Source organism: Haloarcula sp. CBA1131, from assembly GCF_008728975.1.
GTDB classification, from domain to species: domain Archaea; phylum Halobacteriota; class Halobacteria; order Halobacteriales; family Haloarculaceae; genus Haloarcula; species Haloarcula hispanica.
Genome location: NZ_RPCY01000001.1, coordinates 875,394 through 897,601, shown reverse-complemented (window position 1 = coordinate 897,601; position 22,208 = coordinate 875,394). Strand labels below are relative to the sequence as shown.

25 protein-coding genes are annotated in these 22,208 nt (G+C 64.1%); 7 read left to right on the top strand and 18 right to left on the bottom strand.

The genetic code is table 11. From position 1 onward, the window contains the following. From pstB to Har1131_RS04650, 4 genes are read right to left on the bottom strand one after another with little or no spacing between them, the layout of a single operon-like run. On the bottom strand, positions 1-942 hold the full coding sequence (gene pstB, locus Har1131_RS04665) for a phosphate ABC transporter ATP-binding protein PstB (protein ID WP_014041299.1): 942 nt from the start codon (positions 940-942) through the stop codon (positions 1-3). Next, positions 935-3,589 carry a phosphate ABC transporter permease PstA gene (pstA, locus tag Har1131_RS04660; protein ID WP_151145260.1) on the bottom strand — a complete coding sequence of 885 codons (2,655 nt, stop codon included), beginning with the start codon at positions 3,587-3,589 and terminating at the stop codon, positions 935-937. Before pstA ends, pstB begins: the two co-directional genes overlap by 8 nt. Beyond that, positions 3,586-4,707 (bottom strand): phosphate ABC transporter permease subunit PstC, encoded by a 1,122-nt coding sequence (gene pstC / locus Har1131_RS04655; RefSeq protein WP_014041301.1) that lies wholly within the window; start codon positions 4,705-4,707, stop codon positions 3,586-3,588. Before pstC ends, pstA begins: the two co-directional genes overlap by 4 nt. Positions 4,708-4,766: 59 nt before the next feature. Beyond that, the gene (locus Har1131_RS04650) at positions 4,767-5,918 is read right to left on the bottom strand and encodes a substrate-binding domain-containing protein (RefSeq protein ID WP_151145257.1); all 1,152 of its coding nucleotides are present in this window, start codon (positions 5,916-5,918) and stop codon (positions 4,767-4,769) included. Between the two features lie 330 nt (positions 5,919-6,248). On the opposite strand from Har1131_RS04650, the gene Har1131_RS04645 reads away from it, so the two are divergent. Further along, positions 6,249-7,253 (top strand): phosphate uptake regulator PhoU, encoded by a 1,005-nt coding sequence (locus tag Har1131_RS04645; RefSeq protein ID WP_014041303.1) that lies wholly within the window; start codon positions 6,249-6,251, stop codon positions 7,251-7,253. 42 nt (positions 7,254-7,295) lie between these two features. Here Har1131_RS04645 and Har1131_RS04640 read toward each other — a convergent pair whose 3' ends face one another. The 8 genes from Har1131_RS04640 to Har1131_RS04605 all read right to left on the bottom strand — a co-directional run bounded on the left by Har1131_RS04640 (position 7,296) and on the right by Har1131_RS04605 (position 13,942). Continuing rightward, complete coding sequence (locus tag Har1131_RS04640; RefSeq protein ID WP_014041304.1) at positions 7,296-8,081, bottom strand: hypothetical protein; 786 nt, start codon at positions 8,079-8,081, stop codon at positions 7,296-7,298. A 343-nt stretch (positions 8,082-8,424) separates the two neighbouring features. Beyond that, positions 8,425-8,811 carry a rhodanese-like domain-containing protein gene (locus Har1131_RS04635; protein WP_050037079.1) on the bottom strand — a complete coding sequence of 129 codons (387 nt, stop codon included), beginning with the start codon at positions 8,809-8,811 and terminating at the stop codon, positions 8,425-8,427. Positions 8,812-8,849: 38 nt separating this feature from the next. Continuing rightward, on the bottom strand, positions 8,850-9,392 hold the full coding sequence (locus Har1131_RS04630; RefSeq protein WP_050037080.1) for an NUDIX hydrolase: 543 nt from the start codon (positions 9,390-9,392) through the stop codon (positions 8,850-8,852). After that, positions 9,389-9,802, bottom strand: coding sequence for a hypothetical protein (locus Har1131_RS04625; RefSeq protein WP_050037081.1), 414 nt, complete (start codon positions 9,800-9,802; stop codon positions 9,389-9,391). Before Har1131_RS04625 ends, Har1131_RS04630 begins: the two co-directional genes overlap by 4 nt. After that, positions 9,802-10,215: a DUF5809 family protein gene (locus Har1131_RS04620; RefSeq protein WP_151145254.1), complete on the bottom strand. Its 414-nt coding sequence runs from the start codon at positions 10,213-10,215 to the stop codon at positions 9,802-9,804. Before Har1131_RS04620 ends, Har1131_RS04625 begins: the two co-directional genes overlap by 1 nt. Positions 10,216-10,238: 23 nt before the next feature. Further along, complete coding sequence (locus tag Har1131_RS04615; protein WP_044952035.1) at positions 10,239-10,694, bottom strand: DUF5810 domain-containing protein; 456 nt, start codon at positions 10,692-10,694, stop codon at positions 10,239-10,241. 132 nt (positions 10,695-10,826) lie between these two features. Then, positions 10,827-11,324, bottom strand: coding sequence for a ribosomal protein S18-alanine N-acetyltransferase (gene rimI / locus Har1131_RS04610; RefSeq protein WP_014041310.1), 498 nt, complete (start codon positions 11,322-11,324; stop codon positions 10,827-10,829). 644 nt (positions 11,325-11,968) lie between these two features. Further along, the gene (locus tag Har1131_RS04605; protein WP_151103815.1) at positions 11,969-13,942 is read right to left on the bottom strand and encodes an aconitate hydratase; all 1,974 of its coding nucleotides are present in this window, start codon (positions 13,940-13,942) and stop codon (positions 11,969-11,971) included. Between Har1131_RS04605 and Har1131_RS04600 the strand changes: the two genes are divergently transcribed. The 4 genes from Har1131_RS04600 to Har1131_RS04585 all read left to right on the top strand — a co-directional run bounded on the left by Har1131_RS04600 (position 13,904) and on the right by Har1131_RS04585 (position 16,386). Then, entirely contained in the window at positions 13,904-14,566 is a 663-nt protein-coding gene (locus tag Har1131_RS04600) for a deoxyuridine 5'-triphosphate nucleotidohydrolase (RefSeq protein ID WP_315898943.1), read from the top strand. The genes Har1131_RS04605 and Har1131_RS04600 overlap by 39 nt on opposite strands. 222 nt (positions 14,567-14,788) lie before the next feature. After that, complete coding sequence (locus Har1131_RS04595; protein ID WP_005537411.1) at positions 14,789-15,448, top strand: helix-turn-helix domain-containing protein; 660 nt, start codon at positions 14,789-14,791, stop codon at positions 15,446-15,448. A 225-nt stretch (positions 15,449-15,673) separates the two neighbouring features. Next, positions 15,674-15,952, top strand: a complete 279-nt coding sequence (locus Har1131_RS04590; protein ID WP_014041313.1) for a HalOD1 output domain-containing protein — start codon at positions 15,674-15,676, stop codon at positions 15,950-15,952. Between the two features lie 50 nt (positions 15,953-16,002). Then, a complete protein-coding gene (locus tag Har1131_RS04585; protein ID WP_014041314.1) occupies positions 16,003-16,386 on the top strand; it encodes a methylglyoxal synthase in 384 nt (127 codons plus the stop codon). Positions 16,387-16,421: 35 nt separating this feature from the next. Here Har1131_RS04585 and queC read toward each other — a convergent pair whose 3' ends face one another. From queC to Har1131_RS04565, 4 genes are all read right to left on the bottom strand, one after another. Next, on the bottom strand, positions 16,422-17,120 hold the full coding sequence (queC, locus tag Har1131_RS04580; protein WP_014041315.1) for a 7-cyano-7-deazaguanine synthase QueC: 699 nt from the start codon (positions 17,118-17,120) through the stop codon (positions 16,422-16,424). 24 nt (positions 17,121-17,144) lie between these two features. Next, positions 17,145-17,927: a 7-carboxy-7-deazaguanine synthase QueE gene (locus tag Har1131_RS04575; protein WP_151145251.1), complete on the bottom strand. Its 783-nt coding sequence runs from the start codon at positions 17,925-17,927 to the stop codon at positions 17,145-17,147. Beyond that, positions 17,927-18,376 carry a 6-pyruvoyl tetrahydropterin synthase family protein gene (locus Har1131_RS04570; protein ID WP_014041317.1) on the bottom strand — a complete coding sequence of 150 codons (450 nt, stop codon included), beginning with the start codon at positions 18,374-18,376 and terminating at the stop codon, positions 17,927-17,929. The genes Har1131_RS04575 and Har1131_RS04570 overlap by 1 nt, the downstream gene beginning before the upstream one ends. 94 nt (positions 18,377-18,470) lie before the next feature. Then, positions 18,471-18,749 carry a hypothetical protein gene (locus Har1131_RS04565; RefSeq protein WP_014041318.1) on the bottom strand — a complete coding sequence of 93 codons (279 nt, stop codon included), beginning with the start codon at positions 18,747-18,749 and terminating at the stop codon, positions 18,471-18,473. Positions 18,750-18,883: 134 nt separating this feature from the next. On the opposite strand from Har1131_RS04565, the gene Har1131_RS04560 reads away from it, so the two are divergent. Then, positions 18,884-19,573: a hypothetical protein gene (locus Har1131_RS04560; protein WP_151145247.1), complete on the top strand. Its 690-nt coding sequence runs from the start codon at positions 18,884-18,886 to the stop codon at positions 19,571-19,573. A 466-nt stretch (positions 19,574-20,039) separates the two neighbouring features. Here the strand turns inward: Har1131_RS04560 and Har1131_RS04555 are convergent, their stop codons facing one another. Further along, on the bottom strand, positions 20,040-21,368 hold the full coding sequence (locus Har1131_RS04555; RefSeq protein WP_050037085.1) for a M28 family peptidase: 1,329 nt from the start codon (positions 21,366-21,368) through the stop codon (positions 20,040-20,042). Between the two features lie 61 nt (positions 21,369-21,429). Further along, positions 21,430-21,762: a hypothetical protein gene (locus tag Har1131_RS04550; RefSeq protein ID WP_151145244.1), complete on the bottom strand. Its 333-nt coding sequence runs from the start codon at positions 21,760-21,762 to the stop codon at positions 21,430-21,432. Positions 21,763-21,977: 215 nt separating this feature from the next. Here Har1131_RS04550 and Har1131_RS04545 point away from each other — a divergent pair, with 215 nt between their 5' ends. After that, the gene (locus Har1131_RS04545; protein ID WP_050007275.1) at positions 21,978-22,202 is read left to right on the top strand and encodes a hypothetical protein; all 225 of its coding nucleotides are present in this window, start codon (positions 21,978-21,980) and stop codon (positions 22,200-22,202) included. The last annotated feature ends 6 nt before the right edge of the window (positions 22,203-22,208 follow it).

The window sequence follows — 22,208 nt, the reverse complement described above, 5'->3', positions numbered from 1 at the left end:
TCACCCGAACTTGCCGGTGATGTAGTCCTCGACGCGCTGGCTCTCGGGGTTCTCGAAGATCTTGTCCGTGTCGTCGTACTCCACGAGTTCGCCGCCAGTGAGGAACACGGCGGTCTGGTCGGAGATGCGGGCCGCCTGCTGCATGTTGTGGGTGACGATGACGACCGTGTAGTCCTTCGACAGCTCCTCGACGAGGTCCTCGATTTTCGACGTGGCGATTGGGTCGAGCGCCGACGCCGGCTCGTCCATCAGGATGACCTCGGGGTCGACGGCCAGACAGCGGGCGATACAGAGCCGCTGTTGCTGGCCGCCCGAGAGGCCGAGGGCGTTGTCGTCGAGGCGGTCACTGACCTCGTCCCACAGGGCGGCCTGCTTCAGCGAGCGTTCGACGAGTTCACCCTCCTTTTCGGTGTCGTCACGCCCGAACAGGCGCGCGAGCAGGCCCTTGTTGATCTCGCCGTGCTTGCGCGGGCCGTAGGAGATGTTCTCCCGGATGGATTTCGGGAACGGGTTCGGCGACTGGAACACCATCCCGATACGTTTGCGGAGTTCGACGAGGTTGGCGTTGGGGTCGTAGATTTCGGTGCCCTCCAGTTCGACCGAACCATCAATGCGGGCGGCCTTGATGCGGTCGTTCATGCGGTTCAGACATCGTAGATACGTCGACTTGCCACAGCCTGACGGGCCGATGAGTGCCGTGACGCTGTTTTCCGGGATCTCCATCGAGACGTCTTTCAGCGCGTGGTCGTCGCCGTACCAGACGTCGAGGTTCTCGACCGAGAGCTTCGTATCGCCGTCAAACTCGTACTGCCGCCACTCCTCGCGGACCTGCTCCTCGCTCTCACCGGCCGTCGTTTCGGTGCTCGGCGAGGTGGCTGTGACCGTCTGCTCGCCGTTCGTTTGCGTGTCCGTGCTCGGCTCCGTGTTGATGCTATCACTCATAGTTGAGTTTCCTCCGGAAGTACGTCCGCGCCGTGATACCGACCGCATAGAACGTCAGGACGACCATCAGCAGGATGAACGCCGTCGCCCACCCCATCTGCGGCGACCCCGACACCCCGGCCGCGATGACGGCCCACACCTGTGTCGGCAATGACGCCGAGGCCGTCAGCAAGGCGTCGTTAGCGATGAACGGCGGCCCCGAGACGAATCGGAAGCCGTCGATGACGTCGACGCTTTCTGTCGCGTTCAGCGTCGATCCGAGGACGAGAATGAGCGGGGCGGTCTCACCGGCGATACGGCCGACGCCGAGGATGACACCGGTGATGACGCCCGGCATCGCCGCCGGCAAGACGACGCTCTTGATCGTCTCCCACTGGGTCACACCCAGGGCCGCGCTGGCGTCCCGGTACTCGTCGGGAACGGCCTTGATCGATTCCCGCGAGGTGATGAGCACCAGCGGCAAGAGCATGAAACCAAGCACCAGCATTCCGGCCAGCAGCGACTCGTCGCCGCCCAGCCGCGGAATCAGGAACGCCGCCCCGAATAGACCGAAGACGATACTCGGCGTGCTCCAGAGCGCGTTCGTCGCGATTTCGACGACCGCAGTGAACTCGCCCTGCTCGGCGTACTCGGTGAGGAAAACCGCCGCACCGACCCCCAGCGGGACGGCGAACAGCGTCGCCCCGACGACCAGCCACACCGTGCCGACGATTGCGGGCATGATCCCGCCAGGTTCGGCCCCAAGCGGGATGTAGGCCTGCATCACCATCGGCCACGAGAGGCTCCCCTCGTTCGAGACAGCGACGCCGAGCACGGTGAACGAGACGCCGGTAGCGGCGACGTGGAGACCCACTAGGGCGGTAAAGCCGGCCGCGCCGATGAGGCCGAGTCGCGTCTCCTCAGTGAGCAACCGGCGGGTGATCGTCTCCTCGCTGGACCGCTTTGCGACAGTCGTGAGCGTCGCCAGTACGAGCGAGGCGACGGCGGCCCCGAACGCGACCGCGGGCACGAGGTTCACCGGGCCGACCCGCGGATTGATGCCGGCGACGGGCTGGAGCAACAGCGCGGCAAGCAACAGTCCGAGCCCGCCGAAGACCCCCAGCGTGAACAGCGGGGCCTCGCGCTGTGCGCTGTCCGCCAGCGTCGGTCCGTCGCTCGTGAGCACGCCGACGAGCGGGGAGACGGCGAGGCCGCCCGCGGCGACTGCTCCGGCGACGACAGCAGCGAATCCGAGCGTCTCACCGAGGGAGAGACCGAACGGAGCCGGGCCGAGAATCAGGAAGAAGCCGATGAGGACGACCAGCACGAGGACCGCGGTCGGGACGGCCTGTCGGATCGACCCGGTCCGCTCTGACTGCGTCCCGACGTTTCGGAGCGAGCCGAACGACCGGAAGAAGGTGACTGCGAGCAGCACCGCTGGTGCGAGCAGCAGTAGCGGCCCGACCGTCGTGTCGGGGGTCACCGCGAGTGCCGTATCGAGCGGCTGTCCCTGTCGGTTGACCTGGACGATATAGGCGTAGGAATAGCGCAGCGGGGACCCGGTGACGAGTACACTCACGAACGTTGCGGCGAGCGCGCCGACTGCCGCCAGCGGGAGGACCCGGAACAGCTGTCGAGCGCCGTCGTTCCAGTCACCCGTTCCCGCGGGTGTGCGAGCGAACTGGACGGCGGCGAGGAGGGCTGGCGTCAGGAGGACCAGGGCGGTCAGCGCACCGACCGAAAGTCCGTGGACGGCGTAGCCGACGCCCTTGAGCGTCACGAACACGACGATTGTCGCCATCACGGCCACCATCAGGAAGGCGTTGAGGTTGATGACGAAGAAAGCTCCGTACTCGCGGCCCCGAGCGCCGAACCCGGCCCGGCACTTGGCGGCCGACCAGGCTGACAGGAGCGTCCCGACGAGGAGGAACACGGGGATGACCGCGCCGCCGGTGAAGCCACCGGAGAGCGTCTGGGGGTTCCACTGCCAGCCGACGCCGATGGTGCCGGTCACGATTGTCAGCCCGAGCGCGCCGACCACGATGGCTGTCGGGAGCGTCGAACCGAGGTCCTCGCGGGGGAGAATCGCCAGCAGGAACAGCCCGACGCCGGCGACGACGGCCCCGACGAGCCACAGGAGTGAGCCGGCACTGGTGAGCGCACCGCCGATGGCAGCCCCCATAGCAAGGCCGACCGCGCCGAGCGCGCCGCCGGAGAGCAGCCCGGCGCTCATGTTCGGTTCCGTGTCCACGAGTTCGAGCCGGGAGGAGACACCGGCGGCAGTGATCGCCAGCGCTTCGGCCAGCAACACGGTTCCAAGCAGCGTCGCCATCGTCACGGGAAGGACCGCGGCAAGCGCGGTCAGCGCAAGCGTCGAAACGACGAGGCCCAGCCCGATGCCGCGCACTCGCTGTGAGGTGACCGGGACGACGTTGGTGTAGGAGGCGAGGCCGGTGATCCCGACCGCGCCGACGACGACAGCAAGTAGCGTCCCGAGCGCCGTGGTGAGGGCACTGCCACTGGCACCGGGCGGGACCAGATTCACCAGCGTGATGAGTCCGAGCGTGAAGCCGACGACGCTCAGCGCGATCGCCGTATCGAGCCCCCGGTCGTAGCTGTTCGAATCCGCACTGACGAGTCGGTCCGTGGTCGCGTAGGCGTCACTCATTGTTGCCCCTTCAGTTTCCGCTGCATACGTCGCTCAATGTACTGCGAGACGATGCTCATCCCGGCGACGATGACGAACAGCATGACGCCGGCGACGAACAGCACGTCGACGGTGCTCTCGGATGCGCTCCCGTACTGGGTCGCGATCAGGCTGGTCAGCGTCGCGTTCGCGTCGAAGATGTCGAACAGTGGGTCGGCGAACTGTGTCCCCGAAGCCATGATCGCGGCGACGGCCATCGTCTCGCCGATGGCCCGGCCCAGGCCGAGGATGACGGCCGCGGAGATGCCCGAGAACGCCGCCGGGATAGAGATGCTCTTCATCGTCTGCCACTCGGTCGCGCCCATGGCGACGGAGCCGTCGCCCATCGACTGTGGGACGCTAGAGAGGGCGTCCTCGCCGACGGAGACGACCGTCGGCAGCGCCATCACGCCCACGACGATGCCAGCGATGAGGAAGCTCGCCCCGTCGTCGAGGAAGTTCGTCTGGATGAAGCCGTTCAGCACCTGGAAGCCGATGAACCCGTAGACAATGGAGGGGATGCCGGCCAGGATCTCGACGCCGGGCTTGATTATCTCCCGCAGGCGGTCGCTGGCGACCTCGGCGATAAACAGCGCGCCGAACAGGCCGAGCGGCCCCGCCACCGCGCCTGCGATGACGGTGACGACCACCGTCGCCCAGATCATCGGTATCAGCGAGTAAGCCCCGCTGAGCGGGTTCCAGAACGTCGAATCCGACGGCAGGACGGTTTCGAGCCAGAAGAACCAGCGGGCCTCCCCGCCCTGCTCCGGAATCAGTAGCAGTCCGGTCCCGTGTTCGAGAAACGCCGGCAGCGCGCTCGCGAACAGGAAGAACGTGATGAACGCGACGGTCAGCACGGTGAGGATCGTCGCGACCAGCGTGAGCAGGCGTGCAACCTCGGCCTGATAGGTGACCCAGCCGACCGCCGTGACGAACACGAACGCCAGTAGCATGGGCAACGCAAGAGCGGGCCGAAACAGGAAGACGAGAATCGTCGCCACCAGCGTCGTCGCTATCGTGACGACGGCGAGCGTCGACCCGTCAGCTCTGTCCCCGTTCGACACCGCCTCGCCCTCCGTCGTAGGTATGTCCTCTGTCATAGTATGGAAAATCGACCGACACGGCCGATAATCGTCAGATCGACTCGAACCGCGGTCGATTACACCTGATCGGGGAGCTTGGCGCGCTCTTCCTCGCGGCGGCGCGAGCCGAGCTTGAAGTAGTTGTTCGGCGCGACGAAGGTGTCCTGACCGAAGTCAGATAGGATCATGTTGATGACCGCGGCCTCTTTCTTCGAGGTGCCTTCCCATGTGTACATGTGGAGGTCGCGCGAGAGGGGGTACGCCTTCGAATCGAGACCGTTCTGGTCGTCCTGATAGCTGTAGGTTGTCCCCTCCCATTCCAGCGAGATGGGGGCCAAGCCGTCGGTGTCGATGAACGCCAGCGCGAGGTAGCTGATAGCGTTGTCGGCCTGTGCGATGGCCTGTGCGAGGCGCTGGTTCTGGCCGTAGCGGTTAGCAACAGAGGTGTCTTCTTCGGGGTTGCCGAAGACATTGGAGACGAACGACGTTCGCGTCCCGGAGCCCTTGACGCGGCCGAGCACCTGAATCTCGCGGTCCGGGCCGCCGAGTTCGCTCCAGTTGGTGATTTCGCCCTTGTAGAGGCCCTTGAGTTGATCACCGGTGACCTGTTCGACACCGGCGTCGGCGATCTCCTGGGAGACGACCAGCGGCTGGCCGTCCACGCCGACGACGTGGTCGACGAACTGTTCGTAGGAGTCACGGTCGGGGAGTTCGTCCTCGACGTTCCCGGAAGAGTTGCCGATGTCGTTCTGGCCGTTCATGACCTTCTCGACGCCGGTCCCGGAGTGGGAAAGACCGACCGTGAACTGGAACGGCGGGCCGTCCTCACCGCCGGCCTCGAACCCGTAGAGCCCCGCCCAGTAGTCGGCGAGATTCTGGTCCGTGTCGATGTCGTACTCGCCGTGGGGCCAGTACTCGGTGTCGCTGGCCGGCCGGTTGGCGTTCCAGTAAGAGGCCGCCGTGTTCGCGATGGGGTACACCGTCGAGGAGCCGCCGGATTCGAGTGCGCTGGTACCGCCGGAGCTACCACCCTCGTCGGTGCTTTCGGTCGCTTCCATCTCCGTCGACACCGCTTCGGTGTCCGCACTCTCGCCGGCGCCCCCGTCCGACTCGGAGTCGCCGCTGCCGCTGGAACAGCCGGCGATTGCAGCAATGCTGGTCGCACCCGTCGTTGCGATGAATTTCCGCCGCGATACGAACTCTGACAGCCCGTCTGGATCGTGCGCCATCACCAGAGTCCAGTGAGACAGGTAATAAGTAACCTGCTAAGATAGCTATATCTATTGGGTTATTACTATATAGATATAGTATGTTAAACACCCGCAAATAGGCGGGCATATATCAGCAATCACGTCGCCATTGTGCCTTCAGCATCCCGAATACACCGTATATGAACGAGCGGTGAATATAGCTTTTTCAGCCGTTTGAATCACCGTTACCGGCGAATATCGTCGCCGGAGCGACGGTCATCCGGAGAATATGTCCCCAAATATTAGAGCTTGGATATAGTATATAGATATGAGTGGATTTATATCATCCCGTGAACGAGTGCCAGCCACATGGAGACACGCAAGGTCCAGGTGACAGGCGGGTCGACATACACCGTCTCCCTCCCCAAAGAGTGGGCGACAGAAAACGACGTGAGCGCGGGCAGCGTCGTCGAATTCCACGCCGAACGGGACCTGCTGTTGCTCGCTCCACAGCGGGACAACGGCCGCGTGGAGGGCACGCTTGACGTGGAGGGACTCGAAAACAGGCACGAACTCACGCGGGCGGTGATGACGATGTACGTCAGCGGCTTCGACATCATCCAGCTCGAAGCAACGCGGATAACGGCCGAACAGCGTCGGATCATCCGCGATGCGACCCAGGGACTGGTCGGTTTAGAGATGATCGAAGAGACGACTGACCGGGTTGTCCTGCAGGACCTGCTGGACTCCTCGGAGCTGTCGGTCCACAACGCGATCACACGAATGCGGCTGGTCTCGCTGACGATGCTCTCCGACGCTGTCGAGGCGCTCATCGAGGACGACGACGACCTCGCGGCGGACGTGATGCAACGCGACGACGACGTGGACCGCCTCTGGTACATGGTTTCGCGCGTGTTTCGCACCGTCCTCCGAAACCCAACGACAGCTGACGAGATCGGGTTCCCACGCGAGACCGTGTTCGATTTCCAGTCAAGCGCCCGTCAACTGGAGCGTATCGCCGACCACGCAACCAAGATCGCCAGCCTCTCCCAGGAAATCGGGGAAATAACTGGGGAAACCGCAGAACTGCTCGATCAGCTGGAAGCCGAGGCTATCGCCGTCCCCGAGACCGCGATGGACGCACTGTTGACCGAGGACTCCGACGAGGCCGTCGAACTGGCAAACGAGGCCCGGAGCCAGATCCCCGACGTCGACGGAACCGCTCGCGAAGTCGACGGGCAGATCCGCGAGTTCGACCCACAGAGCGCACAGGTACTGGGCCTCATCGTCGACTCCCTGTCCCGGACCGCCGACTACGGCGGCAACATCGCCGAGAGCGCGCTCCAGAAGGCCGCACCACGACCGCAGTCCTGAGGGTCGTCATTACAGGGAACGACGGACAGCCGTTCTGTGATCTCAGCGTGTCGAAACCAGACAGTGACGGCGGTGCCGCCTGATCGTATCGAGGCACGCGAGGATGTCGGCGAGCGCCGGACACGTCGCCGAACAGTCGCCGTAGAGATACCGGACGAGACTGGTCCCGTCGATGCCCGAGATGGCAGCGGCCGACCGGCTGTGTAGCTGTCGCTGGCGGGCCGCTGCCGCCGTCTCGCAGTCGGCTTCGATTTCGGCGAGCTGGTCATCGATAGTGTCGAGTCGGGCTGGGTCGGTCGTTCGCCGTGCGTTCGCACCGAGTGCGGCCCCGCGGCGTTCACAGTCGTCGAGCGTCGCCCGCACCGACTGTAACGACTCCCGTTCGCGTTCGAGCGCCGGGAGCAACGTCTCGCGTTCGTCGCGTGCCCCCTCGCTCGCGGTCAGCAGCGCCTCGTACAATTGCGGGGGCAGGCGTGTTCCTGTCGCGATCTGCGTGCCGAGTTCCGGCCCGAACTCCATCGACATATTCGCCTCCAGCGAATCGTCGTACTCGGCCTCGAAGTGCGGTACAGCCATGACTGTCTCTCGGTAAGCTTCCCGGACGGCACGCAGACTCGTATCGGGTTTCAGCTGCCGGGCACTGAGCACCGACATCCCCCCGGCTGAGGTGTCGACGGTGCCTGCGGATTGTCCCGTCGGTTCGATGGACACGAGTCTGGTCCGAAAGCGCCTGAAGGCCGACAGTTCAGCCTCGATACAGTCGATCTCCCGCTGAACGACGGCGAGCGCCTGCTCGATCTGTGGCTGGCTCGTCTCAGTGTCAGACACGGAGTACTCGACCGAACCGTCAGCTGTCGTCGTATAGGTATTTTATATGTTCGCTATATAGTCGACAGTACCGCTACCGCTGAACGGCCAACGGGTAGTCCGGGACAGGCTCAGCAGGCCGCGCGACCACTCTTGTTCCAGTGGTTTCGGGAATAGCAGGACGCGAGGAGATCATACCGGGCACCCATGCTGTCAGATCGTCCGTTCGCGTCGTCGTCAACGGATGCACTTTTGCCACACGGGCAAGTACGGCTCAACGGTGGCGATGACGAGATGTTACCCCCGCTGAGCCCCTTGTGACGATGGACTTTTCCTGAGCCACCATTTCGACTCCAAACAGCGGCTAAAACGGTGCAGCAGGACCTTCGTCGGTGTCTCCGTCGGCAGTCGCACTGTCCGACATTGTCTCTCCGCCAGCGTTCTCGCGCTCCAGCGGTCCGTCCCAACCGTTCAGCCCGGGTTCGAAGCTTACCACGTCGCCATCGAACCCTTCGTACGACGCAATGAGTCGGGCGGCCTGCACGCTTGACTTTCCTTTCGGACACACTGTCACGACTTCGTCGTCACCGTCGAACCGTTCGACCTCGTCGACGAGCGACGGGAACGGGACGTTCTCGCTTCCGGGAATATGGCCCCGCTCGAACGCGCCGGGCGAGCGGATATCGACTACCCGGACCGCCTCCTCGTCGAGTTTCGACCGCAGCTCGTCGGTGTCGATTTCGCCGTCCATATCCAGCCGCTAGCGGGCGATACCTAAACCTTCACCGGCTACAGCAAGCCATCGGCCTGTGCCAGCAGGATACCTTCGATGGTCGCGTCGTTAGCCGGTTCGCGCCGGGCGACCTGCAACGCTTCGTCGATGGGCACAGTCGTCACCGAGAGGAACTCGTTGTCGTCGAGGTCCCGGTCGACGGGTTCGAGCCCCTCGGCGAAGACGATGCCACGGCGATGGCGGAGCACGCCGGTCGAACACGAGAACTCTTCGATAAGTGAAACGCCGGCGGCCTCGAAGCCGGTCTCCTCGCGGAGTTCACGCGCACCGGCGGCCGTGTAGGACTCGTCGTCCTCGACGATGCCAGCCGGGAGTTCGAGGCACTGCTCGCGGATGGTCGGGCGGTACTGGTCGACCATGACGAGTTCGTTACCAGTCGTGGCAACCACGACGGCCGCATCCGGCAGTTCGGCCCAGTAGTAGTCCTTCTCGGAGCCGTCGGGCTGGCGAACTCGGTCGTAACCGCCGGTGTACCAGCCGGTCTCGTACTCGCGTTCGCTCTCGACGATTGGCCACTCGTGGGCCGGTTCGCGGGTCATACGTCTTGTCGGACCGCGACGTGGTAAAACGTGCCGTTGTGCCTGACGACGACGCCGTCGTCGGTCACGGCCCCGTCGTACTGCTGGCTGAGTGCGTCGCGTTCGTCAAAGGGCGAGTGAGTGAACGCGCCCTTGAATCCGAGCGGCCCGCGCCAGTACGGTTCGGACTGCCCGGCGGCCGACGGGGAGGCGTCGGAAAGCGCCGCGCTCGTGTACGGGAACCGCCGCTCGGATTGGGTACTCCAGTTGAGCGCCGTGCCGTTGTCGACGCTGTACTCACCGTCGGTCGGCGTGGCGACAGTGTAGTAGGGGTCCCCGCTCTTGAGGAGGCCCGGCAGCGCACCCAGCGCCAGTAGCAGGATGACGACGGCGATGATGCCGAGCAGGGTGTTCCGCGTGACCGGGCGCATCAGACGACCTCGCGGTAGATGCGGCCGAAAGCCTGGCGACGGAGCGTCCCGACGGCGGCCCGGCGTTCGTCCTGAAACGTCGCCGCGACGGCCTGCTCTGTGAACGGTGCGGCGTGCCAGACGACGTTGTCGACGTTCTCCGCGCCGACCAGCGTCACCTCGCAATCGGTGTCCGCGCGCCACTCCTCGAACTCCGTCATCGAACCGACCTGGACAGCGAGCGATTCCGCGAACAGCACGTCGCGGGCGGTCTCGACGACCTCGCTGGTGACACGTTCTTCGTAGGCCTCCGCGTCGAGGCCCATCGCCTTCACGACTTCCTTGACGACGACCTGCGCCGTCGGCCCGAACGCTTCGTAGCGCTCGCGGGCCTCGGCTGCCGATGCCGGCGCGAACTGCCCTGCAGTTTCCATACGTCCCCTTGCCGCCGGCGGGACTATTCGGTTTCGTCTCCGGACGCGGTCGCATCCGCAGCATCGGCGTCCGAACCGTCGTCCGCCGTACCGCCGTCGTCGCTGTCGCGCAACATCTCCCGTGTCAGGTCCCGAGCCTCGGCCAGCACCTCGCTGTCGTGGTCGCTCAGCGCGTTCGACCCCCGGTGGCGGTCCGCGCCCTGGGGGAGGTCACCGTGGCCGTGATCGTGGTCGTGGCTGTGCCCGTCGCCGCTGCGGTCGACGGTGTCCTCGAATACCTGCGGGAACTCGGTCTCCTCGGCGTACTCGACGACCTCGGTGGACAGTTCGTCTTCGCCGAGTTGGCCCCAGTCAGGGACGCGCTCGTCGAGCCACGCCTCGTGGTCGTCGCCGCCGGTCATCGCCGTGAACGCGAGGTGGTTCGCCAGATGCACGTCGTCGGCTTGCGGGTCGTCACACACTGGACAGGCGTATCCCATCGGTGTCCGAACCGTGGATTCGGAGCCGTATATGTAGTCGGGGTCTCGGAGCGGTCGTCGTTTCAGACCGGCGTTCCCGCTCTTCGCCGGGACTGCACTGAGGAGACACAACAGCGGAGTAAGACAGAACGCCTACAGCAGACGGACCATCACGAGCGCGTCCTCGCCGTTGCTGTAGTAGTTCGGGATAGTCTTCCGGTGTTCGAACCCGAAGCGCCGGTAGAGCCGTCGCGCTCCCTCGTTGTCGGCTCGAACCTCCAGTTTTATTGAACCGGCACCCGTCTCGCCGATGACCTCCATCGCACGCCGCAACAGTGCGCTCGCAACGCCCTGTCGCCGGTACGCCGGCCGAACCGCGATGTCTTTGACATGACCAAGCGGGGTACCGTGGTTCGGCACCGTATCCGCGATGACATAGCCTGCGACAGCGGGCGGGTCGCCGTCGTCGTTGCCGGTTTCGGCGACGAGAAACCCCGCTTCGCCGAGATAGCTCTCCAGTGCAGAAAACGGCCATGGCTGTGGAAATGACGCCTGCTCGATACGGTGGATCTCGATGAGATCCGCGCGGACGGCGCGCCGAACCGCTGGCGTATCCGGCGTCTCCGGCCCGTCAGGAGCGACCGTTGTCACATGTGTACTTCGGTGTGGCCCTACATATGTGTTACCGCCGACCGAAGATACCCTGGTATCTGACTGTTTGTCGATAGGTGCTGATAGTTCATGCATCGATAGGGCCGAGACAGAGTTAGAACGCCGGAAGGTTCTTTAGTCTGACGAGTCTACGTGTAGTTGCACCCGTTTTGGGTGCCACCACCCCCACCCCCACCCCTCTTTCCGAACTTTTCCATCGCTGCCGAGTTGTACTAGATGTAGGTTCTGTCAGAGTCGACTGCACACGCCGGGGAAGCGACAGCAGTCACAGAAGGGCACGATGGGTCTGGCACTGTCGCGAGGCAGACTTCGTATATCGCCGTTGACCTAGGACAGACGTGGCACTAGGCCCGATTTCACTGCCGGAAAAGCCGCGGTCGGGGAGCAACGCACTGTCTCACGGCGCTTCGCGCCGTTCGCACAAACCGAGCGTCTTCGCTGTTCCGGCTTCACCGCTCACAAAAAACCGCGGTCGCAAGGCGACCGCGCTACGCTCGGAATCGCTCTGCTCGCGGGACCTGCGGTCCCGCTCCCAATACGAGGTTTCTGCGAAACCTCGCGTGTCTCACGGCGCGACGCGCCGTTCGACCCGTAAGAGACTCCTCACTATGTTCGGAGTCTCTCTAGTCGTCTGCAGGTGCAGCGCCGCCTTCGTCGTGCTGCTGTTTCGTGTGCGAGAGCTTGCCACCGGCGGCGAGGATCTCGCGTTCGCGCTCGGAGGCATCGAGCTGGCCGGTCGCTTCCCAGTCGTCGTTCACGCGGATGGTGAACTCTTCCTGACCGGAGCGGACGGCCTCGGCAGCGTCGTCGACGACCTCGATGTCGTCGCCTTCCTCGATCTTCTCGTAGGTCTCCTCGTCGATGGTGAGCGGGACGATACCGAAGTTGAACAGGTTCGCCTTGTGGATGCGGGCGAAGCTCTGTGCGAGGACGGTCTCGATACCCAGGTACATCGGGCACAGGGCCGCGTGTTCACGCGAGGAGCCCTGGCCGTAGTTCTCGCCAGCGACGAGCACGCCACCGTCGGCTTCGAGTGCGCGCTCCGCGAACGTGTCGTCGACGCGCGAGAGCGTGAACTCGGAGAGCTTCGGGACGTTCGACCGGTACATCAGGATGTCCTGCGTGGCCGGGATGATGTGGTCCGTCGTGATGTTGTCCTCCATCTTGAGGAGGGCTTCACCACCGACTTCGGTCTCGAGCGGGTCCTTCAGCGGCACGTCACCGATGTTCGGGCCCTTGATGAGTTCGTCGTCGACGGCCTGGTCGGGCGCGATGAGGTCCGATTCGGAGTTGCCGATGTACTGGTCGGGCATCTCCAGACCGGGGGCCTCGAGGTCGCCGAGTTCGTCGGCGAGGTCCCGCGGGTCGACGATTTCGCCTTTGATGGCCGCCGCGGTGGCGACTTCCGGCGAGCAGAGGTAGACGTTGTCGTCCTCGATACCGGAGCGACCCTCGAAGTTGCGGTTGAACGTCCGCAGGGAGACGGAGTCGGAGGCCGGGACGTGACCGATGCCGATACAGGCACCACACGTCGCCTCGGAGAAGTTGACGCCGGCGGCCATCATCTCCGCGGTCCAGCCCTCGCGGGCCAGCATCTCGGAGGCCTGCTTGGAGCCGGGGGCGACGATCATCTCGGTCTTCTTGTCGATGTTGCGCCCTTCCAGCATCTTCGCGGACGGGAGGATGTCCTCGTAGGCGCCGTTCGTACAGGAGCCGATCATGACCTGCTCGACGTCGACGCCCTCGACTTCGCTGACGGGGACGACGTTGTCGGGCATGGACGGCTCGGCGATGAGCGGTTCGAGGTCCGAGAGGTCGACGACGATCTCGTCGGCGTACTCGGCGTCCTCGTCGGGGCCGATGTCCTCGAAGACGTCCTCGCGGCCGAGGCGTTCGAGGTAGTCCTTGGTCTGGTCGTCCGTCGGGAAGATCGAGGAGGTGGCACCGAGTTCGGTCCCCATGTTGGTGATGGTGGTCCGCTCGGGGACGGTCAGCGTCTCGACGCCCGGGCCGGTGTATTCGAGCACCTTGCCGACGCCGCCCTTGACCGACAGCCGGCGGAGCAGCTCCAAGATGACGTCCTTGGCGGTCGCCCATTCGGGCAGCTCGCCTTCGAGGCGGACGTTGACGACTTCCGGCATCTCGATGTAGTACGCGCCGCCACCCATCGCGACGGCGACGTCGAGCCCACCGGACCCGATGGCGAGTTCGCCGAGACCGCCGGGGGTCGGCGTGTGGGAGTCGGACCCGAGCATCGTCTTGCCGGGTGCGGCGAAGTTCTCCTTGTGGACGTTGTGGCAGATACCGTTACCGGGGCGCGAGAAGTGGGCCCCGAACGTGCCTGCCGCAGAGCGGAGGAAGCGGTGGTCGTCGGTGTTTTTGAAGTCGAACTGGTAGGTCTGGTGGTCACAGTACTGGGCGGCCAGTTCCGTCTGGACCTCTTCGAGGCCCAGCGCTTCGAACTGCAGCCAGACGAGCGTCCCGGTCGTGTCCTGTGTCAGCACCTGATCGATCTCGATACCGATCTCTTCTCCGGGTGTTAGCTCCCCTTCGACGAGATGGTCGTCGAGAATTTTTTCCGTAAGCGTCTGTCCCATAACGTGCGTCAATGGATGGCGCGGCGGTATAAATCCCGCGTATTCCGTCGTATTTTTCATATAAAAACCCGCTCCGTCCGTCGCTCAGAAGCGAGTCAACCGACCGGAACGGCGGTCGGCCAGATCGGCAGGTCTTTCCACGACACTCGCACAGAATCGCGTATGTTCAAAAGCGGGCGGTTCGTCGCCGATTCCCTCGGCGACCTGAGAGAATCACAGGTACAACCGAACGGCGTCGACCTCACGCTCGGTGCGATCTACGAGCAGAGCGAGCCGGGACGCATCGAACGCGGCGGCAAGACCGTCGGCGACCGTCGGGAACTCGAACCCAGCGACGGTATCTACCAGCTCGACCGCGGCGGCTACATCGTCGAGTACGCCGACCGGGTCGTCATTCCGGATGGACACATCGGCTTTCTCCTCCCGCGGTCGTCGTTGCTCCGTAATTCGTGTATGCTCGATACGGCCGTCTGGGACGCCGGCTACGAGGGGCGAGGTGAGGGGCTACTGGAGGTCCACCATCCCATAGAACTCGAACAGGGCGCGCGGATCGCACAGCTCGTTCTCGCCGACGCCGCTCACGAGGGGACGTACGAGGGGTCGTATCAGGGTGAGAATCTCTGATGCGTGATCGTGGTCCGAAACACGTCTCATAGCCTGAGACATGGTAGGCCATGCTGTGAATTTAAGTGGATTTCCTGAGTGCTATCGATTGGTGCTTGAAGCAACTATACCTCGGTCCATACTGCCGTCAGCCTTCAGTACCCGGAAATTACACAAGCACCGTTTTCAGGTACGACAACTGTCTGACCGGGGTTTATCACCGTTGCTGCGTGACAGTGAGACATGATAGTAGAATTTCACATCGATGCCCCCCTCTTGCAGCGAACAGCTGAAACGCTGAGTAAAGCAGCGATACGGATACAGCGACTTCACTGCGAGAGTGGCGACTGCCGTGCCGTCGCCTGGATTGGCCCCGTCGAGCGGCCCGCCATCGAAGCGAATCTGGCCCAGGACGAGAGTATCACCGACTATGCCCACGTAGCGGCAGAAGGAGATGGTCACTGGTACACCCTGCATACAACTGACACGATAATCGATACGATCGGAGAAGCGTTGTTGAACGCGGACGGGTTCCTGCTCGGTGCCGCACAGACCGGCGACGACTGGGTGTTTCGAGCCCGGTTCCCCGAGAAGAGTTCGGTGCTGTCGTTCCGTGACGTGCTCGTGTCCAGTGATATCAACATCGACATTCAGACCATCACCGACGACACGGAAGCCTCTCCCCAGTTCGGCGTGACGGATCCACAGCAAGAAGTACTGTTGCTCGCGCTCAACCGTGGCTACTTCACCGTCCCGCGAGAATCGTCCCTCTCGGACCTCGCCGCGGAGCTCGGGATCTCCAGTCAGGCCGCGTCGGAGCGGCTCCGGCGGGGGACGCGGACGCTGGTCCAGAACACACTGGCGGCCCCTGAGCGGCCGCTTGTCGGCTCACCGCCGGAGTAACCGGGGCGGAACAGAGTTCGGTTGAGAGAAGACGAAGGTGGTGGAACGCCGAATCGCTGTGAGCAGCGGGTCCGGGGGTAGGTAGTGCCGAATAGCTGCGTTCTGCGTTGCTCAAAGCGACAGTCGTCAGATGCAAGACCGATGGTCTGTCATCGGCACACCGGTTACTTCAGACAGTGAAACCACTCATCTGCTGTTATAAGAGAAGGGAGCGTACACTGTGGTATGAGTTCGAACGAGGGGACTGTGTATATGTTGCGGAACCGGGCCACGGAGGGGTCCGACGACTGGGTCAGCCCCGAACCCGCAGGTGATGTTATTGCCGATGCGGTGATCGAAGCGACAGATCTAGATGCGGACGATATTGACGGACTGGATACGTACGTCGACATCGAGTCACTCCGTGCGGTCGTCACAGAGAGGACGACGGAGTCGCTCACGTTCGGTGTCGAAGGACACGACGTGACGATTACCGCTGACGGAGAGGTTTCTGTCGACAGTTGAGTCGGTGCTATGTCCAAATGACATAAGACGATGGCCCGAGAGCCCCAGATATGACCCGCGTCGCACTCATCGCACACGACGACGAGAAGCCCGAGATGATCGACCTGGCACAGAGTTACGAAGCCACGCTGTCGGAGTTCGACCTGGTCGGGACCGGTACGACGAGCAAGCGCATCATGGCAGAGACCGATCTCACCGTCGAACGAAAGGAGAGCGGGCCGATGGGAGGCGACACGCAGATCGGCGCTGAGGTCGCCGAGGGCCGGATGGACGGCATCGTCTTCCTCCGGGACCCGCTGACGGCACAGCCCCACGAGCCGGACATCTCGGCACTCCTGCGTATCTGTGACGTCCACGACGTGCCGCTGGCGACGACGCGGACCTCGGCGGAGTACGTGCTGGAAGGGCTGGTCCGGGACGAAGCCGACGACTAGCCCGTCGGAGCGGGAGACAACCGCCTGCAATCTACTTACTCCGCGTACGTCGGCCGTTCCGCGTACTCGATGGGGTCACGTTCGCCGATTCGCTGGAACGCTTCGAGCCGGAAGGCACAGGCGTCACACGTCCCACAGGCCGGTTCGTCGTCCCGGTAGCAACTCCAGGTGTCCTCGTAGGGGACGCCGAGTTCGACGCCGCGCTCGGCGATGTCGGTCTTGGACCACTCGACGAAGGGTGCGACGAGGTCGATGTCGGTGTCGGGTTTCGTGCCGGCGTCGATAACGCTCTGAAAGGCGTCGAAGAAGGCGGGCCGGCAGTCCGGATACCCCGAGAAATCCTCGCTGTGTGCGCCGATGAAGACGGCCCCGCAGTCGTTGGCCTCGGCGTAGGAGACCGCCATCGATAGCAGGTTGGCGTTCCGGAACGGGACATAGGAGGTCGGTATCTCGTCGCTGTCGGTGTCGGCGTCGGCCACGTCCATCGAGTCGTCGGTCAGCGACGACGCACCGATCTGTGTGAGGTGGCCGGTCTCGACGTGGAGGAAGTCCGCCGCGTCGACGTGGTCGGCCAGCGCGCTGGCGCAGTCGTACTCCCGGTCCTCGGTGTTCTGCCCGTAGCTGGTGTGCAGCAGGTACAGGTGGTCGTAGCCGCGGGTCTGTGCTTCGTAGGCCGCCGTGGCGCTGTCCATGCCGCCGGAGGCGAGCACGACAGCGCGGGTATCGTCGGTCATCGTTGTACGTGGTGTCGCAAGCAGTTACGTTCCCGGTGCGTCGTTCCAGAGGTCGACGTGGAGTCGCGGTGTGTACCGGTAGCCGAACTCCAGCGCGAGGTCCGCGACCGTTTCCCGGGTCGCTTCGAGTTGGTCGCGCGTCTGGCCTTCCGGCATCAGCAACACGTCGTCGTCACGAACGCAGGTAGACGCGGCGTCGCGGAGTCGCTCGACGAGGCGCTCGATTTCGGCCATGTCCTCGCGGCCCGTGACGACGAACTTGAGTTGCGTGTCGTAGGTTTCGACGAGTTCGGCCAGTGTCGGCAGGTCGAGCCGGCGCTCCTCGTGGCGGTCCGCCCACTCGCCGTCACCATCGGGATCGCGTTCGGCCGTCGGCGTACTGGAGGCCAGTTTCGGGCTGACGCTGGCGAGGTCGATAGGGGCGTCGGGGACGACGGTCCCGTTGGTCTCGACCGTCGTGTGGTAGCCCCGGTCGGCCAGCCGCTCTAGCAAGTCCGCACTCGAATCGTGGATGAGCGGTTCGCCACCGGTGAGGACGACGTGGTCGGCGTCGTACGCCTCGATAGCGGCGAGCACGTCGTCGACGGTGAACCAGTCGTGGGTCGGCTCCCAGGAGGTGTGATAGGAGTCACAGAACCAACAGCGCAGATTACAGCCGCTGGTCCGGACGAACACGCTCGGGACGCCGGCCAGTCGGCCCTCGCCCTGAAGGGACTGGAACAGTTCATTGATAGGGAGATCGCCCGTCTCCGCGTCGACGGCGGTCCCCTCGATATCGAGCCCGGGCGCGTCGTTTGCGACCGGCATCAGCGGGTACAGAGTTCGCTGGTCTCCCGAACGGAGACAGCCACGTCCGACACCGTCTCCGGGAGGCGGTCGGCGAGTCGCTGCTCCAGTATCGTCGCCATGACTTCGGCTGTCGGCGGGTGGTCGAGGACGACCACAGCGTCGCCGTCGCCGCTGGCGTCGAAGGCCTCGACCAGTGGGTCGCCGGCCTCCAATAGGAAGCGGTGGTCCCACTCGTCGACCACGTCCGTGACCCCGCCCTTGTCGACGACCCACCCCTCGTCGGTGAGTTCGCCGGTGACGCGGACAGTTATCTCGTAGTTGTGTCCGTGTGGGCGCGAACATTTCCCGTCGTGGTGTCGCAGTCGATGGCCCGCAGAGATCCGGATCGGCCGGTCACCGCCGACGACGAGTTCGCGTTCGCCCGCGTCGGCGAGCGTGTCCTCGGCCTTCGATAGTCGCTGAGACATACCACGGTATTATCATTCGGTGTCTTAACTCTCACGGGAGCTGGCCCACCAATGTCTCGATACTACGGAGCCAACAGTAGTTTGATGACCGGTATCAGCAGTCGTCGACGGCCGCAAGTCGTCGGTTCATCGCTCGTAGATACTCGGCGGCAGCATCGGGATGGTCGTTATCTAGCGCGGTGTTCACTTGCTCGCAGCCGTGCAACAACCGCGACCGCAGATCACACTCCGGCAGTTTGTTCCGGCTGACCGTCTCAGCCGTCGCAACTGTCTGTCGGGCCGTATCGAACTCCGCCGCGATAATCGCTGTTTCGCCCTCTTCAGCGAGTTGTGTCAGCACCGCATGGACGTCGCTGGGCAGGTCTCTGGGCACATCCGCGGTTAGTTATGCACAGTCATAACGCTCGTGTTAGTTGTACAGCGATGGGCGGCGGCCCGTATCGCGAACGACTATCGGCAGCGGACATCGGCGTAAGGGATAGGTCGCTGCAGCCCACAGAGTCGGGTGTGACACGACGTGCCGTCGAACGGGAGTTCGAACGTTACCTCTCGCAGTTCGTCGACGAGACGTACGCGGCCTTCGACGTGGCAGCCGTGCTACGCGGGTCAAACGGGAGCGGAAGCCGCGTTGCGGGCAAACTGCTGAACAACAGCCGCCCGCTGGAGCGCCACGTCGTCCGGCCGAAACTCCAGTCCTACCAGCAACAGATACTCGCCCAACTGGAGCCCGTACTGGATTACGCCGCCACTGACGCGGCGTTCGAGACCTATGCTGACGAAGTGCTGGCCCGTGATATCTACTGGAACGCACTTCGTGACACCGTCCGTGGCGACCGCCGGGACCGGATTCGAGAGAGCCTGCTGGCCCGCCAGCAGTCGTTCGGGGACGACCTCGCACCGCTTGTCGCCGCCGACAGCGACGACTTCTGGACGGCTGTCACCGACGCATATGATCAGGACAGGGCGACGGACATCGTCCAGACCCATTTCGAGTTCTCCGTCCCACTGCGGGAGAATCAGAACGCCTTCGCCTTCGAACTCACCATCGACCCTGGTGAGGTGCTGGGCGGTCTGGCACGAGCCCTCCCTACGCTCGACGTCGAGTTCACCGACGAGGCGTTGCGGTCGATGCGACGGGCTGAACAGCAGGTCATTCCGTCGGCGAAGGCTGACGTAGAACAGGCCTACGAGTCATAGACCGGCTCCGCCGCTGGGTGTCGCCTTGCATCGCGCTCGCTACTGACTGGTGTTCCTCAGAGGAATAGTCCGAAAGTGGACACGACGGCCGTCTTGGCACATGGACGGCCGTTGTGTCAGGTATTGGTGTTGGTGTTGACTGACGACGGCAGGGATGGTTTACTCACGTCGACTCGGCCTCGGACTCCGCGAGACCGATAAGCATGGGAGCTTGGCAGCGAACGCCGGTGACGGCGTTCACATACGGCTACAGTACGTAGACCAATCAACCTGCCATCGATTTCCAGGTACCCATATGGTAAATAACCTACGAAATATGTTACTTCTATACTGAGTAAATCATTATATCCAATCGTCAGCGACCAGAGAACCGGAACACTGGAGGAGGCGAAAATGCTAGAAATCTGGTAGTTCTTTCGCACAGGTGGCGGGAGTCGAACGCGGCAGTGAAGTGACTGGCGTCGCGTCAGTCGTCGAAGGGCCAGTCACCTGTAATCCGCATCCCTTCGGCGAGGTTCTGGGCTTCGAGCGCATCGGCTATCTCTGCGGGGTCTTTGTGAGCAGATCGCACTGAGTCGTCTGCAAGTGTCACGGCGAGTTCGGTCAGGAGGACGGCCTGCTCGCGGAACGTCCGGGGCTCCAGTTTGTCCAGCGTATCGGCGTGGGTGTGGCCCCAGCCACGCCCCTCACCGCCGGTTTCGCTGGTCACATGATAGCCGGGGACGCCCCGGCGTACGAACGGCCAGTGGTCGCTGTGGGGGCCTTGCTCCGGCGTGAGCGAGATTGGGTGATCGAAGCGGTCGGCCACGTCCTCGGCGGCGGCCGCGAGTGCGTCGAAGCCGTGGGTGTAACACTTCAGCGTGCGGCCCTGGACGACGCCGTCGAAGTTGAGCACGGCCGTCACGTCGTCGGGAGCAGTTTCGTCGGCGAGGCGGTTCGACCCCACGAGGCCGACCTCCTCGGCACCGAAGGCGACGAACTCCACGCGTGTCTCCAGTTCGTCTTCGCGGCCGGCCAGCGCGCGGGCGGCCTCGACGACCATCGCCGTTCCGGCCCCGTTGTCCATCGCCCCCTCCGCGATGTCGTGAGCGTCGACGTGGCTGGTCACCAGCAGTCGTTCGTCGGTGTCCGGTCCCAGTTCGGCGTGGACGTTCTGGCTCGTCGCGTCGGGCGTCCCGCAGTCGACGCTGACAGTGATATCGTCGCCCGCGTAGCGACGCGACAGTCGCGCGCCCGTCTCGCTGGCGACGCCGATAGCCGGAATCTCGCCGATAGGTGCGTCTGCTGTCCCGACGCTTCCGGTCGGCGGCAGGACGCCCTCGACGTGGTTGCGGTAAACGAATCCGACTGCGCCGGCCTCGACGGCGTGATAGTACTTTTCCCGGCGGTGGATGTACCGGTCGTACCAGTCGGGCACGTCAGAGCGGGCCATCACTATCTGGCCCTCGCAGTCGGCGTCTTCGAACTCCTCCGGGAGGCCGTGCCCAACGTCGACCAGTTCGCCGGTCACCTCGCCGGCCGGCGACCGCGGCAGGGCGATACACTCGTGGGCCTGTGTTGCGACCGGTGACCCGTCAACGTGGACGGCGCTGTCGCCCCGTTCCCAGCCCTGGATTGCGAACTCCGAGAGCCGAGCGTCGCGGGCGTACGCCGCCAGCGCGTCCCGAGTCGCTTCTGCGGCCGCCCGTTCGCCGTCGCTGCCTGCCATCCGGTTCCCGATGTCGACCAGCGTCTCCAAGTGATCCCAGCCGGCCGTGCTGGTGAACGTCTCGCCGATCCAGTCAGTGTCGTCCATACGTCCCGGTGGGGCCGTGCCGGGTTTGAAATTAGGGGTCGTCGGGCGGCCGACGAAGCAATTACGAAGGGGCGAGCGGGCCGTACCGGCTGGCGAACCCGTATCCCAGAACTGCGACTGCAGTGATTGCGAGTCCGAAGAAGAGCAGCGAGAAAAGGAGGTCGAGCGGCGTGACGGCTATGACCGGCCGGTCCAACAGGCGGTAGAACGCCGAAAGGAGCCCGCTACCGAGGACACTCGCGGCGAGATACCCGCCGAAACTGGCGAGACCGACGGCGGAGGCGGCGGCGGTGCAGTACCGCTGGGACAGGTCGCGCCGCCTGGCGTCGGCGTACACCAGCGTGGTGACGGACGGCGACACGAACAGGGCGACAACAACCGGGAGGAAGGTCATATCTGGGAGATGGCTGGAGAGGATACATAAAATCGGCTCCCGATAGCTGGCCGGTCAGCGGTCCGGTGCGCCGTTGTCCGGGGCACGGCATCGATGACAGCGCCGTCGCGGACGTGCCGGCGGCCATCGAAGCCGAAACCGACTGCATCGAACCGGCGGCAGGGTTCGGACCGTCGCGGGGTACGCTTTTGCCGATTCCGTCCGACTACCCGGGTATGTCCGCCACACTGCGCGAAGCGGTCGCCGAGCCGGTCCGGGACGCCGTGCCGTTCCTGGTCATCACCGTCCTGTGGGTCGTCGTGATGATCGTCCTCTATGGCCTGTTTCTCCTGACCAAGCCTGGCGACATCACCTACGACGCCTGGGTCCACGCGACAGTGTTCGTCATTCCAGCTATCGGGTTTCTGGGACAAATCCTCCAGCAAGCGCTGTCGGGCTGAGCGGAA

Coding starts and splice junctions, on each gene's coding strand:
- pstB (WP_014041299.1), bottom strand. CDS start 942: ATGAGTGATAGCATCAACACGGAGCCGAGCACGGACACGCAAACGAAC.
- pstA (WP_151145260.1), bottom strand. CDS start 3,589: ATGAGTGACGCCTACGCGACCACGGACCGACTCGTCAGTGCGGATTCG.
- pstC (WP_014041301.1), bottom strand. CDS start 4,707: ATGACAGAGGACATACCTACGACGGAGGGCGAGGCGGTGTCGAACGGG.
- Har1131_RS04650 (WP_151145257.1), bottom strand. CDS start 5,918: ATGGCGCACGATCCAGACGGGCTGTCAGAGTTCGTATCGCGGCGGAAA.
- Har1131_RS04645 (WP_014041303.1), top strand. CDS start 6,249: ATGGAGACACGCAAGGTCCAGGTGACAGGCGGGTCGACATACACCGTC.
- Har1131_RS04635 (WP_050037079.1), bottom strand. CDS start 8,811: ATGGACGGCGAAATCGACACCGACGAGCTGCGGTCGAAACTCGACGAG.
- Har1131_RS04630 (WP_050037080.1), bottom strand. CDS start 9,392: ATGACCCGCGAACCGGCCCACGAGTGGCCAATCGTCGAGAGCGAACGC.
- Har1131_RS04625 (WP_050037081.1), bottom strand. CDS start 9,802: ATGCGCCCGGTCACGCGGAACACCCTGCTCGGCATCATCGCCGTCGTC.
- Har1131_RS04620 (WP_151145254.1), bottom strand. CDS start 10,215: ATGGAAACTGCAGGGCAGTTCGCGCCGGCATCGGCAGCCGAGGCCCGC.
- Har1131_RS04615 (WP_044952035.1), bottom strand. CDS start 10,694: ATGGGATACGCCTGTCCAGTGTGTGACGACCCGCAAGCCGACGACGTG.
- Har1131_RS04600 (WP_315898943.1), top strand. CDS start 13,904: ATGGTCGTCGAGAATTTTTTCCGTAAGCGTCTGTCCCATAACGTGCGT.
- Har1131_RS04605 (WP_151103815.1), bottom strand. CDS start 13,942: ATGGGACAGACGCTTACGGAAAAAATTCTCGACGACCATCTCGTCGAA.
- Har1131_RS04595 (WP_005537411.1), top strand. CDS start 14,789: ATGATAGTAGAATTTCACATCGATGCCCCCCTCTTGCAGCGAACAGCT.
- Har1131_RS04590 (WP_014041313.1), top strand. CDS start 15,674: ATGAGTTCGAACGAGGGGACTGTGTATATGTTGCGGAACCGGGCCACG.
- Har1131_RS04585 (WP_014041314.1), top strand. CDS start 16,003: ATGACCCGCGTCGCACTCATCGCACACGACGACGAGAAGCCCGAGATG.
- queC (WP_014041315.1), bottom strand. CDS start 17,120: ATGACCGACGATACCCGCGCTGTCGTGCTCGCCTCCGGCGGCATGGAC.
- Har1131_RS04575 (WP_151145251.1), bottom strand. CDS start 17,927: ATGCCGGTCGCAAACGACGCGCCCGGGCTCGATATCGAGGGGACCGCC.
- Har1131_RS04570 (WP_014041317.1), bottom strand. CDS start 18,376: ATGTCTCAGCGACTATCGAAGGCCGAGGACACGCTCGCCGACGCGGGC.
- Har1131_RS04555 (WP_050037085.1), bottom strand. CDS start 21,368: ATGGACGACACTGACTGGATCGGCGAGACGTTCACCAGCACGGCCGGC.
- Har1131_RS04550 (WP_151145244.1), bottom strand. CDS start 21,762: ATGACCTTCCTCCCGGTTGTTGTCGCCCTGTTCGTGTCGCCGTCCGTC.
- Har1131_RS04545 (WP_050007275.1), top strand. CDS start 21,978: ATGTCCGCCACACTGCGCGAAGCGGTCGCCGAGCCGGTCCGGGACGCC.